The sequence below is a fragment of the Devosia sp. A16 genome (genome assembly GCF_001402915.1).
Lineage (GTDB): Bacteria > Pseudomonadota > Alphaproteobacteria > Rhizobiales > Devosiaceae > Devosia_A.
This window is the reverse complement of record NZ_CP012945.1, coordinates 457,786-473,987: the sequence shown is the minus strand read 5'-3', so window position 1 is coordinate 473,987 and position 16,202 is coordinate 457,786. Positions and strand designations below refer to the sequence as shown.

Sequence of the window (16,202 nt, the reverse complement as noted above, 5' to 3'; positions counted from 1 at the left end):
GACGCTTTTAGAGCTTACCATGGAAGAGAACGGCATGCAGAAAACTTGGTTCCGCAGGGGCTGGAACTTTTTTTGTCGCGGCGCATTTAGCTTGCCGCGGCTGGAGTATGGGGCGTCAGATCCTGCTGTGGGGCGAAGGGTTTATGCGAGACAAAACAACAATGAATGATCTGGGCATGGTGCGGCGGCGTCGCGACGATGGACTGGGGCCGAACTCCGACATCGGCAACAAGCTGCGGGCGCTTTATGGAGCCGTACAAAGCGAAGAAATTCCATCCCGTCTCATCGATCTGCTCGAGCAGCTCGATGCGGTGGAAACACAGAGCAAGCAGTCCAAAACCGCGAAGGGCGAGTAATGCCCATGCAAGCCGAGAAGCCGAGCTTCAAGCGCGAACTGCTGTCCACTCTGCCCAGCCTCAGGGCCTTTGCCGTGTCGCTGTCGGGCCGCCACGATAAGGCGGACGATCTGGTGCAGGATACCGTCATGAAGGCCTGGGCGAAGCAGGAAAGCTTCGAGATGGGCACCAACATGAAGGCCTGGCTGTTCACGATCCTCCGCAACGAATTCTACAGCCAGATGCGCAAGCGCGGTCGCGAGGTGCAGGACACCGACGGCGCCTTCACCGAGCGCATGGCGGTGCATCCTTCGCAATACGGGATCATGGACCTGGGCGACTTCAAGGCGGCGCTCGACAAGCTGCCCGACGACCAGCGCGAAGCCATCATCCTGATCGGCGCTTCTGGTTTTTCCTACGAGGAGGCGGCCGAAATCTGCAAATGCGCCGTCGGCACCATGAAGAGCCGCGTCAGCCGCGCCCGCAGCAAGCTGCAGGAATTGCTGGCGGTGACGGGAGAGGGCGATTACGGGCCCGATGCGGTGTCGGCGCAAGTCACGACCGTCCCGCGTTTCACCTGATAGCGGCGACTTCCTGAGGAAGTATGCCAGAACTTCGAGAGGAAAGGCGCGACACCCGTTCGCGCCTTTCCAGTGGTCCGGCTGCGCGCTAGGCGCGCTCAGTCAAGCTGGGGTCGCGGCGCCGGGCCGCCTCGCATGCGGCAAGCAGGGCGGGGGCGTCGAAAGGCTTGTAGAGGGGGGTTGCATCGGTGAACAGCGCCTGCACCGCGTGGTCGGCCGAGGTTACCACCACGGCTACCCCCGCCGCACGCAGCCGGTCGTTCAGGGCAACCGCAGCGGCGCTGCCGAACTTGGCTTCGATGATCGCCAGCTGGAAATCCGAGAAATCGAGGGAGGCAGTGCTGGCGCTGTTGGCCACGATGGTGACCTCGGACGCACCGGCGGCACGAAGCGTCTGCTCCATGTCGGCGGCAATGAGGTACTCCTCCTCAACCAGGAGGATATGCAGGCCGTGCATTGATACGATGTCCATGACGCTGTGGCAGTGGCGGACATCGTCCGGCGTCGGGATCGGAAGATCATTTAACAAAGACATGTGCGCGGTGCGACGGGCCGCCAGTTACCAGTTGCATTCGGCCGATCATGCGACATTGTGCGCGGGACCCTGCCGGTGAGTGAAACCTTGGCCCCTACTTCGACTGCCCGTCGCGTTCCCTGCGAGGCGTGCCCACTGCGTGCCAACACGCATTTCCGCGATTTCACCGCGGAGGAGCTGAAATTCGTCTCCGGTTTCAAGCGGGGTGAGCTGGTGAGCGAGCCCGCCTCGATGATCCTTGCCGAGGGGGCCCACAGCGCGCAGCTGTTCACCCTGCTGTCAGGCTGGGCGTTCCGCTTCAAGACGCTGGAAGACGGGCGGCGCCAGATTCTCAACTACCTGTTGCCCGGCGACCTGGTGGGGCTGCAGGGCTCGGTGATCGGCGAGATGGAGCACTCGGTGGAATCGCTTTCGCCGGTGGTGCTGTGCGTGTTCCAGCGCGACAACCTGCCAAGGCTGTTCGAGAACCATCCCGGCCTTGCCTTCGATGTGACCTGGCTCGCCTCGCGCGAGGAGCGCATGCTCGACGAGAACCTTCTGAGCGTGGGCCGCCGCAGCGCCATGGAGCGCGCCGCCTACCTGATCGCTTTCCTCTACCAGCGGGCGCAGCAGGTGGGGCAGGTCAAAGGCCCGCGGCAACTGATCCCGATCACGCAGCAGCATGTCGCCGATACGCTCGGCCTGTCGATCGTCCACACCAACAAGACGCTGCGCAAGCTCGCGTCAAAGCAGCTGATCCGCTGGCACGACCGGGCCTGCGAGGTGCTGGATGCCGATGCGCTCGCCGAGGTTGCCGGGTGGAGCGGGCTGGGGGAGGGCAGGCGCCCGCTGATATGAACGAGCCGCATTGTTGCCACCCGCCCGGCCTAGCTATGGTGTCGCTCTCGCTTGCTGGTCCGGGGGGCAACGCCGGGCCGTGTCGCACCATCTCCCGACGAGGATGGCATCCAGATGCTTGATGTCAGCGCCCAGTCTGCCCAACGCGCCCGGCCACGGCGTGGGGCGGTGCGGCGCGTCGCCATCCTGGTGTCGCTTACGCTGGTGCTGGTGGCGGTGGCGGCCTCGCTCTATCTGGTGCGTACCGTCGACAGCCAGCTCGCCGACGTCACGAGGACCTACGAGATTCGACGGCAGGCACGTGAGCTGATGCTGGCCGTGGTCGATGCCGAGACCGGCCAGCGCGGCTATCTGATCACCCGCGACAACGCCTATCTCGAGCCGTACAACCGGGCGGTGGGCTCGCTGAGCCAGGCCTACCAGAACCTGCTGGCTGGGCTCGGCGACAACCCGGAGCAACGGGCCCGCATCGAGGCGCTGGTGCCGGATCTCGACGCCAAGCGTGCCGAAATGGCGCGCACCATCGAGCTGATGAGTTCGGGGCAGACCGCCGACGCGTTGGCCTTGCTGCGCTCCGATACCGGCCAGTTGCTGATGGAGCGGATCCGCAGCGGGCTCAGGCAGTTCATCGGCGAAGAAGACGCCAAGCTGATCGACCGCAACAACCGGATGCAGTTCTATCGGCAGCTGACCATCGGCACCATTCTGGCGGCGTTGGCGGCGGCGGCGATCCTCGCCTATGCCTTGCTGTCGCGCAGCCAGAGGAAGGTGGCGGCGCTGTCGGAGCAGGAGAGCCGCCTGCGCAGCCAGAACGAGGAACTGGAGGCGCATGTGCGCGCCCGCACAGCGGAGGCCGAGGAAGCCCGCGGCCATGCCGAACGCGAGCGGGCGCGGCTCGAGACGCTGCTGCAGGATACCAACCACAGGATCGGCAACTCGCTGGCAACCGTGTCGTCGCTGCTCGGCCTGCAACTGGCGCGGACCGGTTCGGACGAAGTGCGCAGCGCGCTCGAGGCGGCGCAACTGCGGGTGCAGGCCATCGCCTCGGCGCATCGGCGGCTGCGGCTGGGCGCCGACCTCGAGACCACGGACGCGGCCGAGTTCCTCGCCGATGTGATCGATGACCTCGCTGCGACGGTGCCGCCGAGCAAGTCGGTGCGGTTCGAAAAATACCTCGAGGCGATGGTAATCCCGGCGCGCGACGCGACGACGCTGGGGATCGTGGTGAGCGAACTGGTGACCAACGCGCTCAAGCATGCCTTCGTCGAGGGCGAGGGCGGCACCGTCGCCATCCGCTTCGAGCGGCCCGACGGTGAGGCGACGTCGCTGACCGTCGAGGATGACGGGCGCGGCATGGCTTCCAAGGAGGGCCAGGAGGGGCTGGGGGCGCTGATCGTCAAGCAGCTGGCGCGGCAGTTCGGCGGCAGCGAGCCGGAATATCGAGAGCGCCAGGGCGGCGGTACGGCGATCACCGTGCGGCTGCCGCTGCTGGACGTGCCGCCGAGGTAGGGCCTCTGGCCGGCAGAGGCGCTGCGTGCAGCAGTGAAAGCGGCGGCGGTGGGCGTCATTCCGCCTGAAGCCGTCAATTGGGGGCAGCATGCGGTTTGTCGGGGTGTTCAACCAGGATGGCGGCACCTTCCGCACCATGGACATGGCGGCCTTCGTCGCCACGGCCGAGCGGATCTTTGCCGAGCACGGCCAGTCGATCGAATGCCGGGTGGTCGGCGCCGACCAACTGATCGCCGAACTCGAGCGCGCCGCGACCGATCCGGCCGCCGATGTGCTGCTCGCCGGAGGCGGCGACGGCACCATCTCGGCGGCGGCCGGCATCTGTTTTGTCCACGGGATGGCGCTGGCAGTGCTTCCCGCAGGTACGATGAACCTGTTCGCCCGCTCACTGGGCGTGCCGCTGCAACTGGAAGCCGCGCTCGGCGCGCTGGCGGGTGGGGCGATCGGTGCGGTCGACATCGCCACGGCCAATGGCCGGCCATTCGTGCACCAGTTCTCGGTGGGACTGCATTCGCGGCTGGTACGGATTCGCAACGGGCTCAGCTATCACAGCCGCTGGGGCAAGATGCTGGCGAGCCTCAGGGCAGTGCGACTGGCGCTGTCGCGGCCGCCGGTCTTCGACGCCGAGATCAGCACCAGCCAGGGCACCGAGCGGCGCAAGGCGACGGCAATCGCCGTGTCCAACAATGTGCTGGGCGAGGGGCATGTTCCCTATGCCGAGGCGGTCGATCGTGGCGTGCTCGGCATCTATGTGGTGCGGCCGATGCCGCCGGCGGAGCTGGCGCGGCTGGCGCTGTCGCTCGCGCTGGGCAACTGGAAATCCCATCCGCTGGTCTCGGAGCTGGAGGTCAGGCAGGTAAGCCTCAGCTTCCCTCGCCGCAAGGCCTCGGCGCTGGCGGTGATCGACGGCGAGCTGATCCCGCTGGAGCGACGGGTAGACCTGCGGGTGCATGCCGGCGGGCTGAAGGTGGTGCTGCCGGCCATGGAGAGCACACCGAGGCGCGAGGACCCGCAGATCGAGGCGGTTTAGCGCGCGAGGGTCGGCGGACGCGCAAATCCCGCAGTCGTCGCATCCCTCCCCCTTGAGGGGAGGGAAGGAGGGAGGGGGTGGTGCGGTGATCACCGATGGACCCCCACTCCCAACCCCTCCCCTCCTAGCGGACGCGGTAGCGCCGCGGGGAGGGGAGCAGAAAACGAAAACACCCCGCCACGGGGCTGCCGGGGCGGGGTGAAACTCGTTGGAACGACTGCCTCAGAGGCTGGCGGCTCCGGCTTCCACTGGCTGCTGACCAAGCCGGCGCAGGGCGTTTTCGATGGTCTTCAGGTCTTCGCCATCATCGCCGTCTACCGGGGTCATGCCTTCGGTGGCGCTGCGCTCCTTGGAGAGCGAATCCGCCTCCAGCTGGCGCAGGATGGTGATCTTGTCGGCTTCCGCCATGTGGTCGTCAGTCAGGATGGTCACGATCTTCCGTTTGATGTGGGTCATAGCTCACACTCCTGGAAATCCTTCGTTGGCCTAACCTGCGATTACTGTCAGAGATTTGCAGGTGAAGCAGATAACGCAGAGCTGGGACACGGGTTCCGGGAAAATCTGGCGATGTGATCAGTCCGGATCGTGGCCGTTACTATGACCGTGCGCGTTGCCCGGCTTGGCGAGCAGGTAAGCCGCCGCGAGTGCGCCGCCGATCGGGATGCCGACTTTCTTCATCAGGTCGGACTTCAACACCAGCGGCAGGGCGGTCAACGCGGCAGTGGTCACGAGCGCGGTTTTCTCCGCAGCGTTGCGGCGTTGGGCGGCCTGTCGCCGGGCGATACCGTCGGAGATCGCGATGGCCGCGTAGACGCCGAGCGCCACGAGCAGGGCGCCAGCGGCAATAGCCAGCGGCGCAACGATCGGACCCCACAGCAGGGTAAACCAGGCGTTGAGTGCGACCAGCGCGAAAACCAGGGCGATCAATGCGAAGAGCGCCACGGCCGACCAGGCCATGGCGTTCCGCTTGAAATGCGCCAGCAGCTCGTCGACCTCGATCCCGAGGACCGAGGCCGCCAGTGCGAGAAGGTGCATGGGACTACCTCGAAACGACCGCCAGCACGAAGCCGAGCGCGATCGCCCCGGCGACGGCGGTCAGCGGCTTCTCGCGGATAGTGTCCTTGATCTGCTTTTCCAGCTGGCCGAACTCGTCCTGCACGTCCTCGAGGGCGCTCTGGCCGCTGCTGGCGAGGTTCTTTACCTCGCGCTTGGCGAGCTTCTGGGCGTCGTTGACCTTGTCCTCCGCGAGGCTCGCCAAGGTTGCGGCAATCGACTTCAGGTCCGATTGCAACTGCTGAACCTGGGCCGACAGGTCGTCCTCGCGGCTCTGCGCCTGGCGCGCCGCGGCGCGACGGGGGCCGTTGGCGGCGCGGCGAGCCGGCGGCTTGCTGGCGGCGGCGCTGCGGTTGGGGGCCATATCAGGGGTGGATGCCATGGTGGTCGCTCCTCATGTGATCGGGTGAAACGCACGGCAGGCCCAAGAGTTCCGGGAGCCTCGCGCACCGGCGCGGAAGACAGCCGGCAAAAAGAGTGCACCCCAGTCCGGGGGCGAACTGGGGTGCGATGGCGAGCCGCAAGGGGGGCGACCTTGGCTCGCGGAGGCCCGTCAGAATACGCGCATCAACACCAGGATGATGACGATGACGAGCACGACGCCGAGAATACCGGAGGGGTAAGCTCCCCAGGAGCGGGAGTAGGGCCAAGCCGGTATGGCGCCGATCAACAGCAGGATCAGCAGAATGATGATGATCGTGCTTAAAGTCATGGTGGATCTCCCTCAGATGATCGACAGGAGGAGGGTTGCCGCTACGGCAAGAATCCCGGCGGCAGGGAGAAGCGCCGCGAGAACTGCGCCGTAATGCGTGCGCCCGTCGTAACCTTCGGGAATCCACGCGACGGCCGAGCGGGCTGCATGTTCCAGGTTGGCGATCTCGAGTCTGGTCATCGCTCTCGTTCCTTTTCATGGGTGCTACCGGAGGGAGGGCCGGTAAGCACGTCGCCTCGTGGCGCGTCAGCCAAATAACGGGGCCCGCCACAATTGGTTCCGAGGCGGCGAGAAAAGTGTGAAAGGAGGTGTGATCCTCCGCGGCGTGGGGGAGCAAGAGTCGACTGCGGTTCTGGCCGCCCCCTCCACCAGCTTCGCTGGTCCCCATCCCCGGTCGCGCGGGGGAGGATCAAGGAGAGGCCCGGTGCAAGCGCCCTCTACTCCACCCGCGCCACGTCCACCGACTGCTTGGCGGTATGGCTGCCGCTGGTGCGCAAGACGCCCACGATCGGGGAAATGTCGGAGTAGTCGCGGCCGTGGCCGATGGTAATGTGATCGGGCCCGGCCAGCATGGCGTTGGTGGGGTCGAACTCGACCCAACCGGCATGCTTGCCGCACCAGACGCGGACCCAGGCGTGCATAGCGTCGGCGCCTTCGAGGCGCGGCTTGCCCTTGGGCGGGATGGTGCGCAGGAACCCCGAGACATAGCCTGCCGGAATGCCGAGGCCACGCAGCCCGGCGATCATCACATGGGCGAAGTCCTGGCAGACGCCGCGCTTCAGCGCGAAGGCCTCGATCGGGCCGGTATCGACCTGGGTCGCATCCTTGTCGTAGCGGAAATCGCGGTGGATGCCGAGGCAGAGCGCCATGGCGGCGGCGTAGACCGACCGGTCGCCGGCGAGAGCGCGCGCATAGGCGGTGATGTCGCTATCGAGCGGGATGCGGGGCGAGGCGGAGAGGAAATGCTGCGGCGACTCCGGTGCTACCGACCATAGTGCCGACAGCTCGGCGCGCAGCCCGTCGAGGGTGGGCGAGAGATCGACAGGGTTGGCCAGCTCCTCGACCTGCACCCGTGCCGTCAGCCGCACGTCGAGGTGATCGTGCCGGCCGCCATAGGCGATGGTGGTGACCAGGTTGCCGAAATAGTCGGTGAAAGTGGTTTCCTGCTCCGGCCGCGGCTCGAACGACAATGACGAGGCGATGACCCGTTGCACGTTGGGGATCGAGATCGGCGCCACCCGCACCAAGTGGCGGTCGCCATGCACCGAGGCCTTATAGTCGTAGTGCAGTTCGAGCCGGACGTCGTAGAGCACGGCTCGCCTCCTCAGACGAAATAGGCATCGGCAATGAGCCCGGCGAGGTTGCCGATCTCATTGCGCAGCCGGTTGATCCTGGCGGTGGTCATATCCTCGGGCTCGGTGACGCGCAGCTCGGTATCGAGCGCCAGCGCCGCCTTGGCCGCCAGCGACAGGTGCCCATCCTCGACGCCGCCGGGCAGCTGCTCGAGCTGCTGGTGCAGTTCGGCGATCTGGAAGCGGACGGAGCGCGGGTTGAGCGGATCGAGCACCAGCAGGTCGACATAGGAGTTGACCCCGGCGCTCACCGAATAGCGGCGGCGATGCGTCATGACGCTGTCGCCGACTTCGAGCAGGAGGTCGAGCGCCCCTTCCGGCGCGCCCTTGCGCGTGCACCAGGCGACGCTGCCGGCGATCTGGATGCCGCGTTCCAGCCGGCGGCCGATCTCGAGGAAGCGCCAGCCGACGAAGCGGTACATGTTCTCGTGCACGAGGCCCGAGAAGCCGGCGAGCTTGCGCAACAGCACCGTCATCGCGCGGGTGGCGTCGTCGCCGGGCTCGACCCGTTGGGCGAAGTTCCGGGCGGTCTTTCGAAGGTCGGTGAGAGCCAGCCAACCATCGGGCGAGAAGCGGTCGCGAATCTGGCTGGCGCTGTGCACGGCGCTGTCGATGGCCGCCAGCAGACCCGGCGGCAGCGGCTCGGCGGCATCGACCCCGAGCCCGTCGAGATAGGCGCGGGTATCCTTGAGGATCGGCTGATCGGGGTTGGAGACCTCGGCCAAGCGGGCATTGTAGGCGCGCAGGATGCGCACCGTGGCCTCGCAGCGCTCGGCATAGCGGCCCAGCCAGATCAGGTTGTCGGCGGCGCGGCTCGGCAGGCTGCCCGAGGACATGCGCACCAGCTTTTCGCCTTCGCTCGGCAGCAGGGTGACGCGCTCGACCGGTTGCCGGCTCACCACCCAGACGTCGGCCGCCTGGCCGCCCCGCTGCATGGCGATGGCGGTGGCGTCCTGGATCGCGCCGACGCGGGCGAAACCGCCGGGCATGACGGTCCAGCCGTCGCGGGTGCGGGCGGCATAGACGCGCAGCGTCATCGGGCGCGGTTCGAGCTTGCCCTCGACATAGACCGGCGCGGTCGAAAGCTGCACCTGTTCCTGGCCGACAAACCGGCCGCCCTCGGCGTCCAGCCGATCGAGCAAGGCCTGCCGGTCGGTTGCCGACAGGGCGCTGCCCACGACGGTGCCGCGCTGATCCTCGATGGCGAGGCCGGTAGCGAAGGCGGAGCCCACCATCATGGTATCGACATTGTCGATGACGTGCTGCCGCTCGGCGGCGCCACCGCACCACCAGGTGGCGATCGAAGGCAGCTCCAGCGCCCGGCCGGTCAGCGCCTGGCAGAGGTTCGGCATGAAGGCGGAGAAGGCGCGGGTTTCCAGAATGCCGGTGCCCAGCGCGTTGACCATCGAGATGGTGCCCCGGCGCAGCGCTTCGGTCAGGCCCGGGGTGCCGATATGGCTGTCGTAGCGCAATTCGAGCGGATCGACGAAGCTCGCATCCATGCGCCGCCACAATACACTGATCGGCTGCAGGCCGGAGACGGTGCGCACCATGACCTGCCCGTGGTCGATCACCAGGTCCTCGCCTTCGAGCAGGCTGAAACCGAGATAGCGGGCAATATAGGCGTGCTCGAAATAGGTCTCGTTGTGCTGGCCGGGCGTCAGGATACCGACCCGGCCGTCGGTGGCGATGCCGCTGAGCGCATCGCGAAAGCCCCGGAAGAAGCCGGCGAGCCGATGCACATGCATTTCGCCGTAGATATCGGAGAGCGCCCGGGTGGTCGCCACCCGGTTCTCGACGGCGAAGCCGGCGCCCGAGGGGGCCTGAGTACGGTCGCCCAGCACCCACCAGCCGCCATCCGGGCCGCGGCCGAGCTCGAAGGCGCAGAAATGCAGGAAGTGACCGCTGGCCGGGCGGATGCCGACCATGGGCCGCAGAAACTCGTCGTTCCGAGCGATCAGCTCCGGCGGCAGCAGGCCGCGCTGCACCAGCTCGTTCTTGCCGTAGATATCGGCGACGATGGTTTCGAGCAGCTCGGCGCGCTGTGTCAGGCCGCTGGTGATGGTCAGCCATTCGCTCTCGTCGAGAATCATCGGCACATGCGCCAGCGGCCAGGCCCGCTCCTTGCCCTCGGCGCCATCGTATTTGCGGTAATAGACGCCGGCATCGCGCAGATATTGATCGGCGCGCTGGAAGCGGGCGGTCAGTTCCTCGCTGCCCAGCTCGTCAAGCGCCGAGATCAGCGGCAGCCAGCTCGGGCGGATGTGCCCCGCCGCATCGATCATCTCGTCGGGAATGCCCGGCAACAGCTTGTAGTCGGCGACAAGGCCGGGTGCCCCGCGCTTTCTCGCCTGCCGTTGATTCCGCTTATCCATGGGGAAATAGCGCTAGCGGATGCCGGGGGAATGGCAAGGGGGAATTGAACTGGATGGTCAAAGATTGGGGGAGGGAGAGCACGGGCGGTGCAACATGCGTCCCCTCGCCCCTCTGGGGAGAGGGTTAGGGTGAGGGGCGCCAAGCACACCAGCGGTGGCCGTTCTCTCAATCGTAAGTTGCCCCGACTTGCGCGCTTGGCGCCCCTCACCCCGTCCCTCTCCCCAGAGGGGCGAGGGGGCGCTGTGGGACGCTCGATACCCTCCAGTCAGTCCCTAAACCGGCACCCGCAGATCGAGCGTGAGCGGAAACTCCGCCGAACGCTCCTCGGTCGGCGGGACGAACGCCCCTGGCGTGTGGCCATTCGGCACGAACCGCGCCAGCCGCCGCGCTTCGGCTTCGTTGCCGTTGACCGGGAAGGTCTCGTAGTTGCGGCCGCCCGGATGCGCGGTGTGGTAGGTGCAGCCGCCGATCGAGCGCTTCGACCAGGTGTCGTAGATATCGAAATGCAGCGGCGCGTTGACCGGCAGCACCGGGTGCATGCCCGATGCCGGGTGCCAGGCCTTGTAGCGGACGCCGGCCACCGACATCCCCGCGGTGCCGGTTGCAGTCAGCGGCACGGCACGGCCATTGGCGGTGACCTGGTAGCGGGAAGGGTTCAGGCCTTCGAGTTTCACTTGAAGCCGTTCAACCGATGAATCAACAAAACGCACGGTGCCGCCGATGGCGCCTTGCTCGCCCATCACGTGCCAGGGCTCCAGGGCCTGGTTGAGCGTCAGCTTCATGCCCTCCACCTCCACCTCGCCGCAGAACGGGAAGCGGAACTCGAGCTGCGCCGCGAACCATTCGGGGTCGAGATCGAAGCCGTTGTCCCTGAGGTCGCCGAGCACATCGAGGAAATCGGCCCACACGAAGTGCGGCAGCATGAAGCGGTCGTGCAGCGTCGTGCCCCAGCGGGTGAAGCGGCCCTGCTTGGGCGCCTGCCAGAAACGGGCGATCAGGGCGCGGACCAGCAACTGCTGAGCGAGGTTCATCCGGGCGTTGGGCGGCATCTCGAAGCCGCGGAACTCCACGAGGCCGAGCCGCCCGGTCGGGCCGTCGGGTGAATAGAGCTTGTCGATGCAGATTTCCGAGCGATGGGTGTTGCCGGTGACATCGACCAGGAGGTTGCGGAACAGCCGGTCGACCAGCCAGGGCAGGGGAGCGGGGCCTTCATCCGGCGCCGGCACCTGCTTGATGGCGATTTCGAGCTCATAGAGGCTGTCGTGCCGGGCCTCGTCGATGCGCGGCGCCTGCGAGGTGGGGCCGATGAACAGGCCCGAGAACAGGTAGCTCAGCGCCGGATGCTGCTGCCAGTGGAGGATCAGGCTCTTGAGCAGGTCGGGGCGGCGGAGGAAGGGCGAATCCGCCGGGGTCGAACCGCCGACCACCACGTGATTGCCGCCGCCGGTGCCGGTGTGCTTGCCGTCGATCATGAACTTGTCGGCGCCGAGCCGGGCCTGCCGGGCTTCCTCGTAGACGGCGGTGGTGGTCGCGACGCACTCCTCCCAGCTGGCCGCCGGATGGATGTTGACCTCGATGACGCCCGGGTCGGGGGCGACGCGGATGACGTTGAGGCGCGGATCGTAGGGCGGAGCGTAGCCTTCGACATGGATGGGAAGGCCGAGGGTTTTCGCCGCGTTCTCCGAAGCGGCGATCAGCTCGAGATAGTCCTCCACCGTCGAGACCGGCGGCAGGAAGACGCACAGCCGGCCATCGCGCAGTTCCACGGTGATCGCGGTGCGCACGGTGGAATCTATCTCGTCGAGCACCTGCTCGGTGATCTCCTGGGCAACGGTCGGATCGGCGGTGAAGGTCGAGGGCTGCGGGTGATGGCCGACGCGGACTTCGACCGGCTGCTGCAGCAGATCCTCGACGTCGGGCAATTCGAGCACTGCGGTCAGCGGATCGCGCGGCACCACGTGCGGGTAGGCGGTGGGCGCTACGTGCTTCAACGAGCTCAGCGGCAGGCGGTAGCCCACCGGCGAGTCGCCGGCGGCGAGGAACAGTTTGCCGCGACGCGTGCGCCACTTCTCGGTGATCCAGCGGTTATTGCGGTCGGGCAGGGCGTTCCAGCGCTGCACCGGCAACACATAGCCGGTGGGGTTGTTGAGGCCGTTGTCGAACACCCGCGCCATGCGGGCGCGCGCTTCGGGGTCGGCCAGCTCGGAATTGGCTGGATCGACATTGGGCGGCAGGCGGGCTTCCTTCACCAGCCAGTCGCCCGGATCCTCATACGCGGCATCGATGGTTTCGGTGCCGACGCCGAGGTTGGCGGCGATTTCGGTGAGCAGGCGCCGGTCGTCGCCGGGCTTGGCGTCGGTGCGCACGCCCTCATGGGCGAACAGTTTTTCGTCGCGCCACACCGGCTGGTTGTCGCGGCGCCAGTAGAGCGAAAAGGTCCAGCGCGGCAGCGTTTCGCCGGGGTACCATTTGCCCTGGCCGTAATGCAGCAGGCCGCCCGGCGCGAAGCGCTGCCTGAGCCGGCGGATCAGCGCATCGGCCTTCTGCCGCTTGGTCGGGCCGACCGCATCGGCATTCCATTCGCCGGCCTCGAAATCGTCGATCGACACGAAAGTCGGTTCGCCCCCCATGGTGAGGCGGACATCGTGCTTGACCAGTTCCTCGTCGACCCGCTGGCCGAGCGCATTGAGCCGGTCCCAGCTTTCATCGGAGAAGGGCTTGGTGATGCGCGGATGCTCGGCGACGCGGCTCACCCGCATGTCGAAGGCAAACTCGACATTGGCGAAGCTGGTGAAGCCCGAGATCGGCGCCGCGTTGCGGTAATGCGGGGTGGCGGCGAGCGGCACGTGGCTCTCGCCGGCGAGCAGCCCCGAAGTGGGATCGAGCCCGACCCAGCCGGCGCCGGGCAGGTAGACCTCGCACCAGGCGTGGAGGTCAGTGAAATCGTGGTCGGTGCCCGCCGGCCCATCGAGCGAGACGAGATCGGGCTTCAACTGGATCAGGTAGCCGGAGACGAAGCGGGCGGCAAAGCCGAGCTGGCGCAGCGCCTGCACCAAGAGCCAGCTGGAATCGCGGCACGAGCCCTGGGCGCGGCCGAGCGTTTCCTCGGGCTCCAGCACCCCGGTCTCGAGCCGGACGATGTAGCCGATTTCGCGCTGCACGCGCGCGTTGAGCGCGGTGATGAAGTTGACGGTGTTCATCGGCGTGCGGTCGACGCCGCGCAGGAACTCGGTGAGCCGGGGGCCTGCCGGCTGCGGTTTCATGTAGATCGAGAGGTCGTCGCGCAGATCTTCGGGATACTCGAAGGGCCAGGTCTCGGCGCTTTCCTCGACGAAGAAATCGAAGGGGTTGTAGACCGTCATGTCGGCGACGAGGTCGACCTCGATCTTCAGCTCGGTGACCGGCTCGGGGAAGACGTGGCGCGACAGGTAATTGCCGTAGGGGTCCTGCTGCAGGTTGACGAAATGGTTGGCCGGCGTCACCCGCAGCGAGTGGCTCAACACCTTGGTCTTCGATTGCGGGGCGGGCTGGAGCCGGATGATCTGAGGCTGGAGGATGACCGGGCGGTCGTACTTGTAGTGCGTCAGGTGATAGATCGCGGCTTTGATCGACATGCGGTCGGATGCTCGCTACTGAGGCACAGAAACTTCCCGATCAGACGATAGCATAGAAGCTCGGCGCGGCTAGCCTTCGTAAGCGGCAGAGGAAAACATGGCGGACCAGGGGGCGATTACGCGGGCGATCCGCGCCGTCGGGCGGGCGGTAGTGACTGTCGCGGTGGTAATCTACACGCTGCTCGATGAGTTGCTGTTCCCGCTGTTCCGGCCGCTGATCGCCTGGCTCAGCGCGCTCCGGCTGTTCCAGCGCCTGGGTGAGTGGCTCGGCCGGCTGCCGCCTTATGCGGCGCTGGTGGCGCTGGGCGTGCCATTCGTGGTGATCGAACCGATGAAGGTGGTCGCCATCTGGTGGGCCGGCACTGGCCACGTCATCACCGGCACCATCGGACTGTTGCTCGCCCATGCGCTGTCGCTGCTGGTGGTCGAGCGGATTTTTCACGCCGTGTATGTGCCGCTCATGCAGATCGGGTGGCTGGCGCGGTTGCTCGGTTGGATGTTCGGCCTGCGCGATCGGGCGATCGCGTGGGCGAAGTCGACGGCGGCGTGGCAGACGGCGGTGGGCTGGGTGCGTGGCGTGCGCGAGTGGGTGCGGGGGGTGCTGCGGTAGGCAGTCGCTCGTCGCAAACGCTCCAAGCGCGCATCGAAGACGATGCGATACCCCTCATCCGGCGCTGCGCGCCACCTTCTCCCTTGTATGTTCCGTTTGTGGGTCGATAGTGATCAGATCTGACCCTGCAGGTTCTGGTGTTTTTCCGGGGCCTGTGGTCGGGGGGCGTGTGTCTCCCCTGAGCGTTCGAGCTCGTCCTTGAGCGTACGCCTCCGGCCCTTCGTGACGATCTCGAACGGTTGGTTGGGCTTTGGGCCCGCATACAAGGCAGAGCATCATGATCGCTTCCCCCGACTACGTCAGCGTCGACGTATCCAAGCAGCACCTGGACCTGGCCATAACCGAGACCGCGGTGCTTCGTGTTTCCAATACTCAGGCAGGGGTGCGCCGCCTGATCGTGCGGCTCGGGACGCTGAGGCGGCCGCACGTGGTGTGTGAAGCCACTGGCAGCTATACCCGACTGATGGCTCGCGAACTGGCTGAACACGGCATTGCCCTGAGCAAGGTCAACCCCCGCCGGGTGAGGGATCTGGCCCGTGCCGACGGGCAGATGGCCAAGACCGATGCGATTGACGCGCAGGCCATCCTGCGCTTCGCTCGCCTCATGCAGCCACAGCCCGATCCGCACGATCCCTATGCCCTGGAGCTGACCGACCTGGTACGTCGGCGTCGGCAGATGGTGGACATGCTGGCCATGGAGAAGCAGCGCAGCGAGCACCCCGAGGGCCAGACGATCAAGGCCAGCATCAAGGCCCATATCGACTTCCTGAGTACTCAGATCGCCGCCATCGATAAGCAGATCACCGAGCACATCGCACAGCATGCCGGCCTGCACCGCCGGGCCGAACTGCTGGCCTCCATTCCCGGCATCGGCCGGGTCACGGCAGCCGTACTCATCGCCGAGATGCCCGAGTTGGGCAGCATCGGTAACAAGCAGGCAGCAGCTCTGGCGGGGGTGGCGCCCTTCGTGCACGACAGCGGCCAGATGCGAGGCCAAGCTCATATCGCGGGCGGTCGATTGTCGGTGCGCTGCGCCCTCTACATGGCCACAATCTCAGCCATCCGCGCCAACCCACCCATCAAAACCTTCTATCAAAGGCTCCGCAGCCAAGGCAAACCGGCAAAGCTGGCCATCGTCGCCGCCATGCGAAAGCTGCTCACGACCGCAAACGCCATCCTCGCAAACGACGCACCTTGGATCCCAAGCCCAGCTTGACTTCAAACACGGTTGCTCAAGGGGAGAAGGCACCCGACTGAGAGCTCTCGGTTCAATCGCCTTCTCCCCTTGAGGGTGCCCGAAGGGCGGATGAGGGGTACGCGCAGCGAAGCGTAGCGCGCTTGGAGCAAAGCGACGAGCGACTGTGAGGGTCGACAGTCAGCGCTTCTTCTTGCCCTTGATCTCCTCGCGCATGGCGGTGCGCGATTCCATCAGGAACGCCTCGACCTCCTCGAGGCTGGCGGAGAAATCGTAGCCGGCATTGCCGAAGACGATCTCGAAAGTCTCGTCGTCGCGCAGCATGTAGCCGCCATGCGCCTCGATCTTGGGGTTGCGCTTTTCGGCGATCAGCAGGCTGACGCCGAACGGCCGGCCGATGCGGCGGACGCGGCGCTCGATGGCGGCGAGGGTGTTGGCGCGGCTGCCCATGATTTGCCTCCGA

General features: G+C 66.5%; 17 protein-coding genes. 7 read left to right on the top strand and 10 right to left on the bottom strand.

Annotated features, from left to right (window positions below; all coding sequences use genetic code 11):
* Positions 1–107: 107 nt before the first annotated feature.
* Both APS40_RS02290 and APS40_RS02285 read left to right on the top strand, forming a co-directional pair.
* The gene (locus APS40_RS02290) at positions 108–356 is read left to right on the top strand and encodes a NepR family anti-sigma factor (protein ID WP_442855836.1); all 249 of its coding nucleotides are present in this window, start codon (positions 108–110) and stop codon (positions 354–356) included.
* Between the two features lie 5 nt (positions 357–361).
* Positions 362–916, top strand: coding sequence for an RNA polymerase sigma factor (locus APS40_RS02285; protein ID WP_055049523.1), 555 nt, complete (start codon positions 362–364; stop codon positions 914–916).
* A gap of 88 nt (positions 917–1,004) precedes the next feature.
* Here APS40_RS02285 and APS40_RS02280 read toward each other — a convergent pair whose 3' ends face one another.
* Complete coding sequence (locus tag APS40_RS02280) at positions 1,005–1,373, bottom strand: hypothetical protein (protein WP_156342797.1); 369 nt, start codon at positions 1,371–1,373, stop codon at positions 1,005–1,007.
* A gap of 153 nt (positions 1,374–1,526) precedes the next feature.
* Between APS40_RS02280 and APS40_RS02275 the strand changes: the two genes are divergently transcribed.
* The 3 genes from APS40_RS02275 to APS40_RS02265 all read left to right on the top strand — a co-directional run bounded on the left by APS40_RS02275 (position 1,527) and on the right by APS40_RS02265 (position 4,827).
* The gene (locus tag APS40_RS02275; protein WP_236884181.1) at positions 1,527–2,288 is read left to right on the top strand and encodes a Crp/Fnr family transcriptional regulator; all 762 of its coding nucleotides are present in this window, start codon (positions 1,527–1,529) and stop codon (positions 2,286–2,288) included.
* 114 nt (positions 2,289–2,402) lie between these two features.
* A complete protein-coding gene (locus tag APS40_RS02270; protein WP_055045509.1) occupies positions 2,403–3,797 on the top strand; it encodes a sensor histidine kinase in 1,395 nt (464 codons plus the stop codon).
* An 88-nt stretch (positions 3,798–3,885) separates the two neighbouring features.
* Positions 3,886–4,827, top strand: coding sequence for a diacylglycerol/lipid kinase family protein (locus APS40_RS02265; protein ID WP_055045508.1), 942 nt, complete (start codon positions 3,886–3,888; stop codon positions 4,825–4,827).
* Between the two features lie 222 nt (positions 4,828–5,049).
* Here APS40_RS02265 and APS40_RS02260 read toward each other — a convergent pair whose 3' ends face one another.
* The 8 genes from APS40_RS02260 to APS40_RS02235 all read right to left on the bottom strand — a co-directional run bounded on the left by APS40_RS02260 (position 5,050) and on the right by APS40_RS02235 (position 13,934).
* Positions 5,050–5,283 (bottom strand): hypothetical protein, encoded by a 234-nt coding sequence (locus tag APS40_RS02260; protein ID WP_055045507.1) that lies wholly within the window; start codon positions 5,281–5,283, stop codon positions 5,050–5,052.
* A gap of 117 nt (positions 5,284–5,400) precedes the next feature.
* Entirely contained in the window at positions 5,401–5,862 is a 462-nt protein-coding gene (locus tag APS40_RS02255) for a hypothetical protein (protein WP_055045506.1), read from the bottom strand.
* Positions 5,863–5,866: 4 nt separating this feature from the next.
* Positions 5,867–6,262, bottom strand: coding sequence for a DUF883 family protein (locus tag APS40_RS02250; RefSeq protein ID WP_156342796.1), 396 nt, complete (start codon positions 6,260–6,262; stop codon positions 5,867–5,869).
* A gap of 171 nt (positions 6,263–6,433) precedes the next feature.
* The gene (locus tag APS40_RS24350) at positions 6,434–6,592 is read right to left on the bottom strand and encodes a DUF3309 family protein (RefSeq protein ID WP_082434138.1); all 159 of its coding nucleotides are present in this window, start codon (positions 6,590–6,592) and stop codon (positions 6,434–6,436) included.
* A 12-nt stretch (positions 6,593–6,604) separates the two neighbouring features.
* Positions 6,605–6,772: a hypothetical protein gene (locus APS40_RS24725; protein WP_156342795.1), complete on the bottom strand. Its 168-nt coding sequence runs from the start codon at positions 6,770–6,772 to the stop codon at positions 6,605–6,607.
* A 257-nt stretch (positions 6,773–7,029) separates the two neighbouring features.
* The gene (locus APS40_RS02245) at positions 7,030–7,905 is read right to left on the bottom strand and encodes a transglutaminase family protein (protein ID WP_055045504.1); all 876 of its coding nucleotides are present in this window, start codon (positions 7,903–7,905) and stop codon (positions 7,030–7,032) included.
* Positions 7,906–7,916: 11 nt separating this feature from the next.
* Positions 7,917–10,319 carry a circularly permuted type 2 ATP-grasp protein gene (locus APS40_RS02240; RefSeq protein WP_055045503.1) on the bottom strand — a complete coding sequence of 801 codons (2,403 nt, stop codon included), beginning with the start codon at positions 10,317–10,319 and terminating at the stop codon, positions 7,917–7,919.
* A 273-nt stretch (positions 10,320–10,592) separates the two neighbouring features.
* On the bottom strand, positions 10,593–13,934 hold the full coding sequence (locus APS40_RS02235) for a transglutaminase family protein (protein ID WP_055045502.1): 3,342 nt from the start codon (positions 13,932–13,934) through the stop codon (positions 10,593–10,595).
* Between the two features lie 97 nt (positions 13,935–14,031).
* Here APS40_RS02235 and APS40_RS02230 point away from each other — a divergent pair, with 97 nt between their 5' ends.
* Together APS40_RS02230 and APS40_RS02225 are read left to right on the top strand one after the other, a co-directional pair.
* A complete protein-coding gene (locus tag APS40_RS02230; protein ID WP_055045501.1) occupies positions 14,032–14,544 on the top strand; it encodes a hypothetical protein in 513 nt (170 codons plus the stop codon).
* Between the two features lie 277 nt (positions 14,545–14,821).
* On the top strand, positions 14,822–15,760 hold the full coding sequence (locus tag APS40_RS02225) for an IS110 family transposase (protein ID WP_236884116.1): 939 nt from the start codon (positions 14,822–14,824) through the stop codon (positions 15,758–15,760).
* A 159-nt stretch (positions 15,761–15,919) separates the two neighbouring features.
* Here the strand turns inward: APS40_RS02225 and APS40_RS02220 are convergent, their stop codons facing one another.
* Positions 15,920–16,189, bottom strand: a complete 270-nt coding sequence (locus tag APS40_RS02220; protein WP_055045500.1) for a hypothetical protein — start codon at positions 16,187–16,189, stop codon at positions 15,920–15,922.
* Between the last annotated feature and the right edge of the window lie 13 nt (positions 16,190–16,202).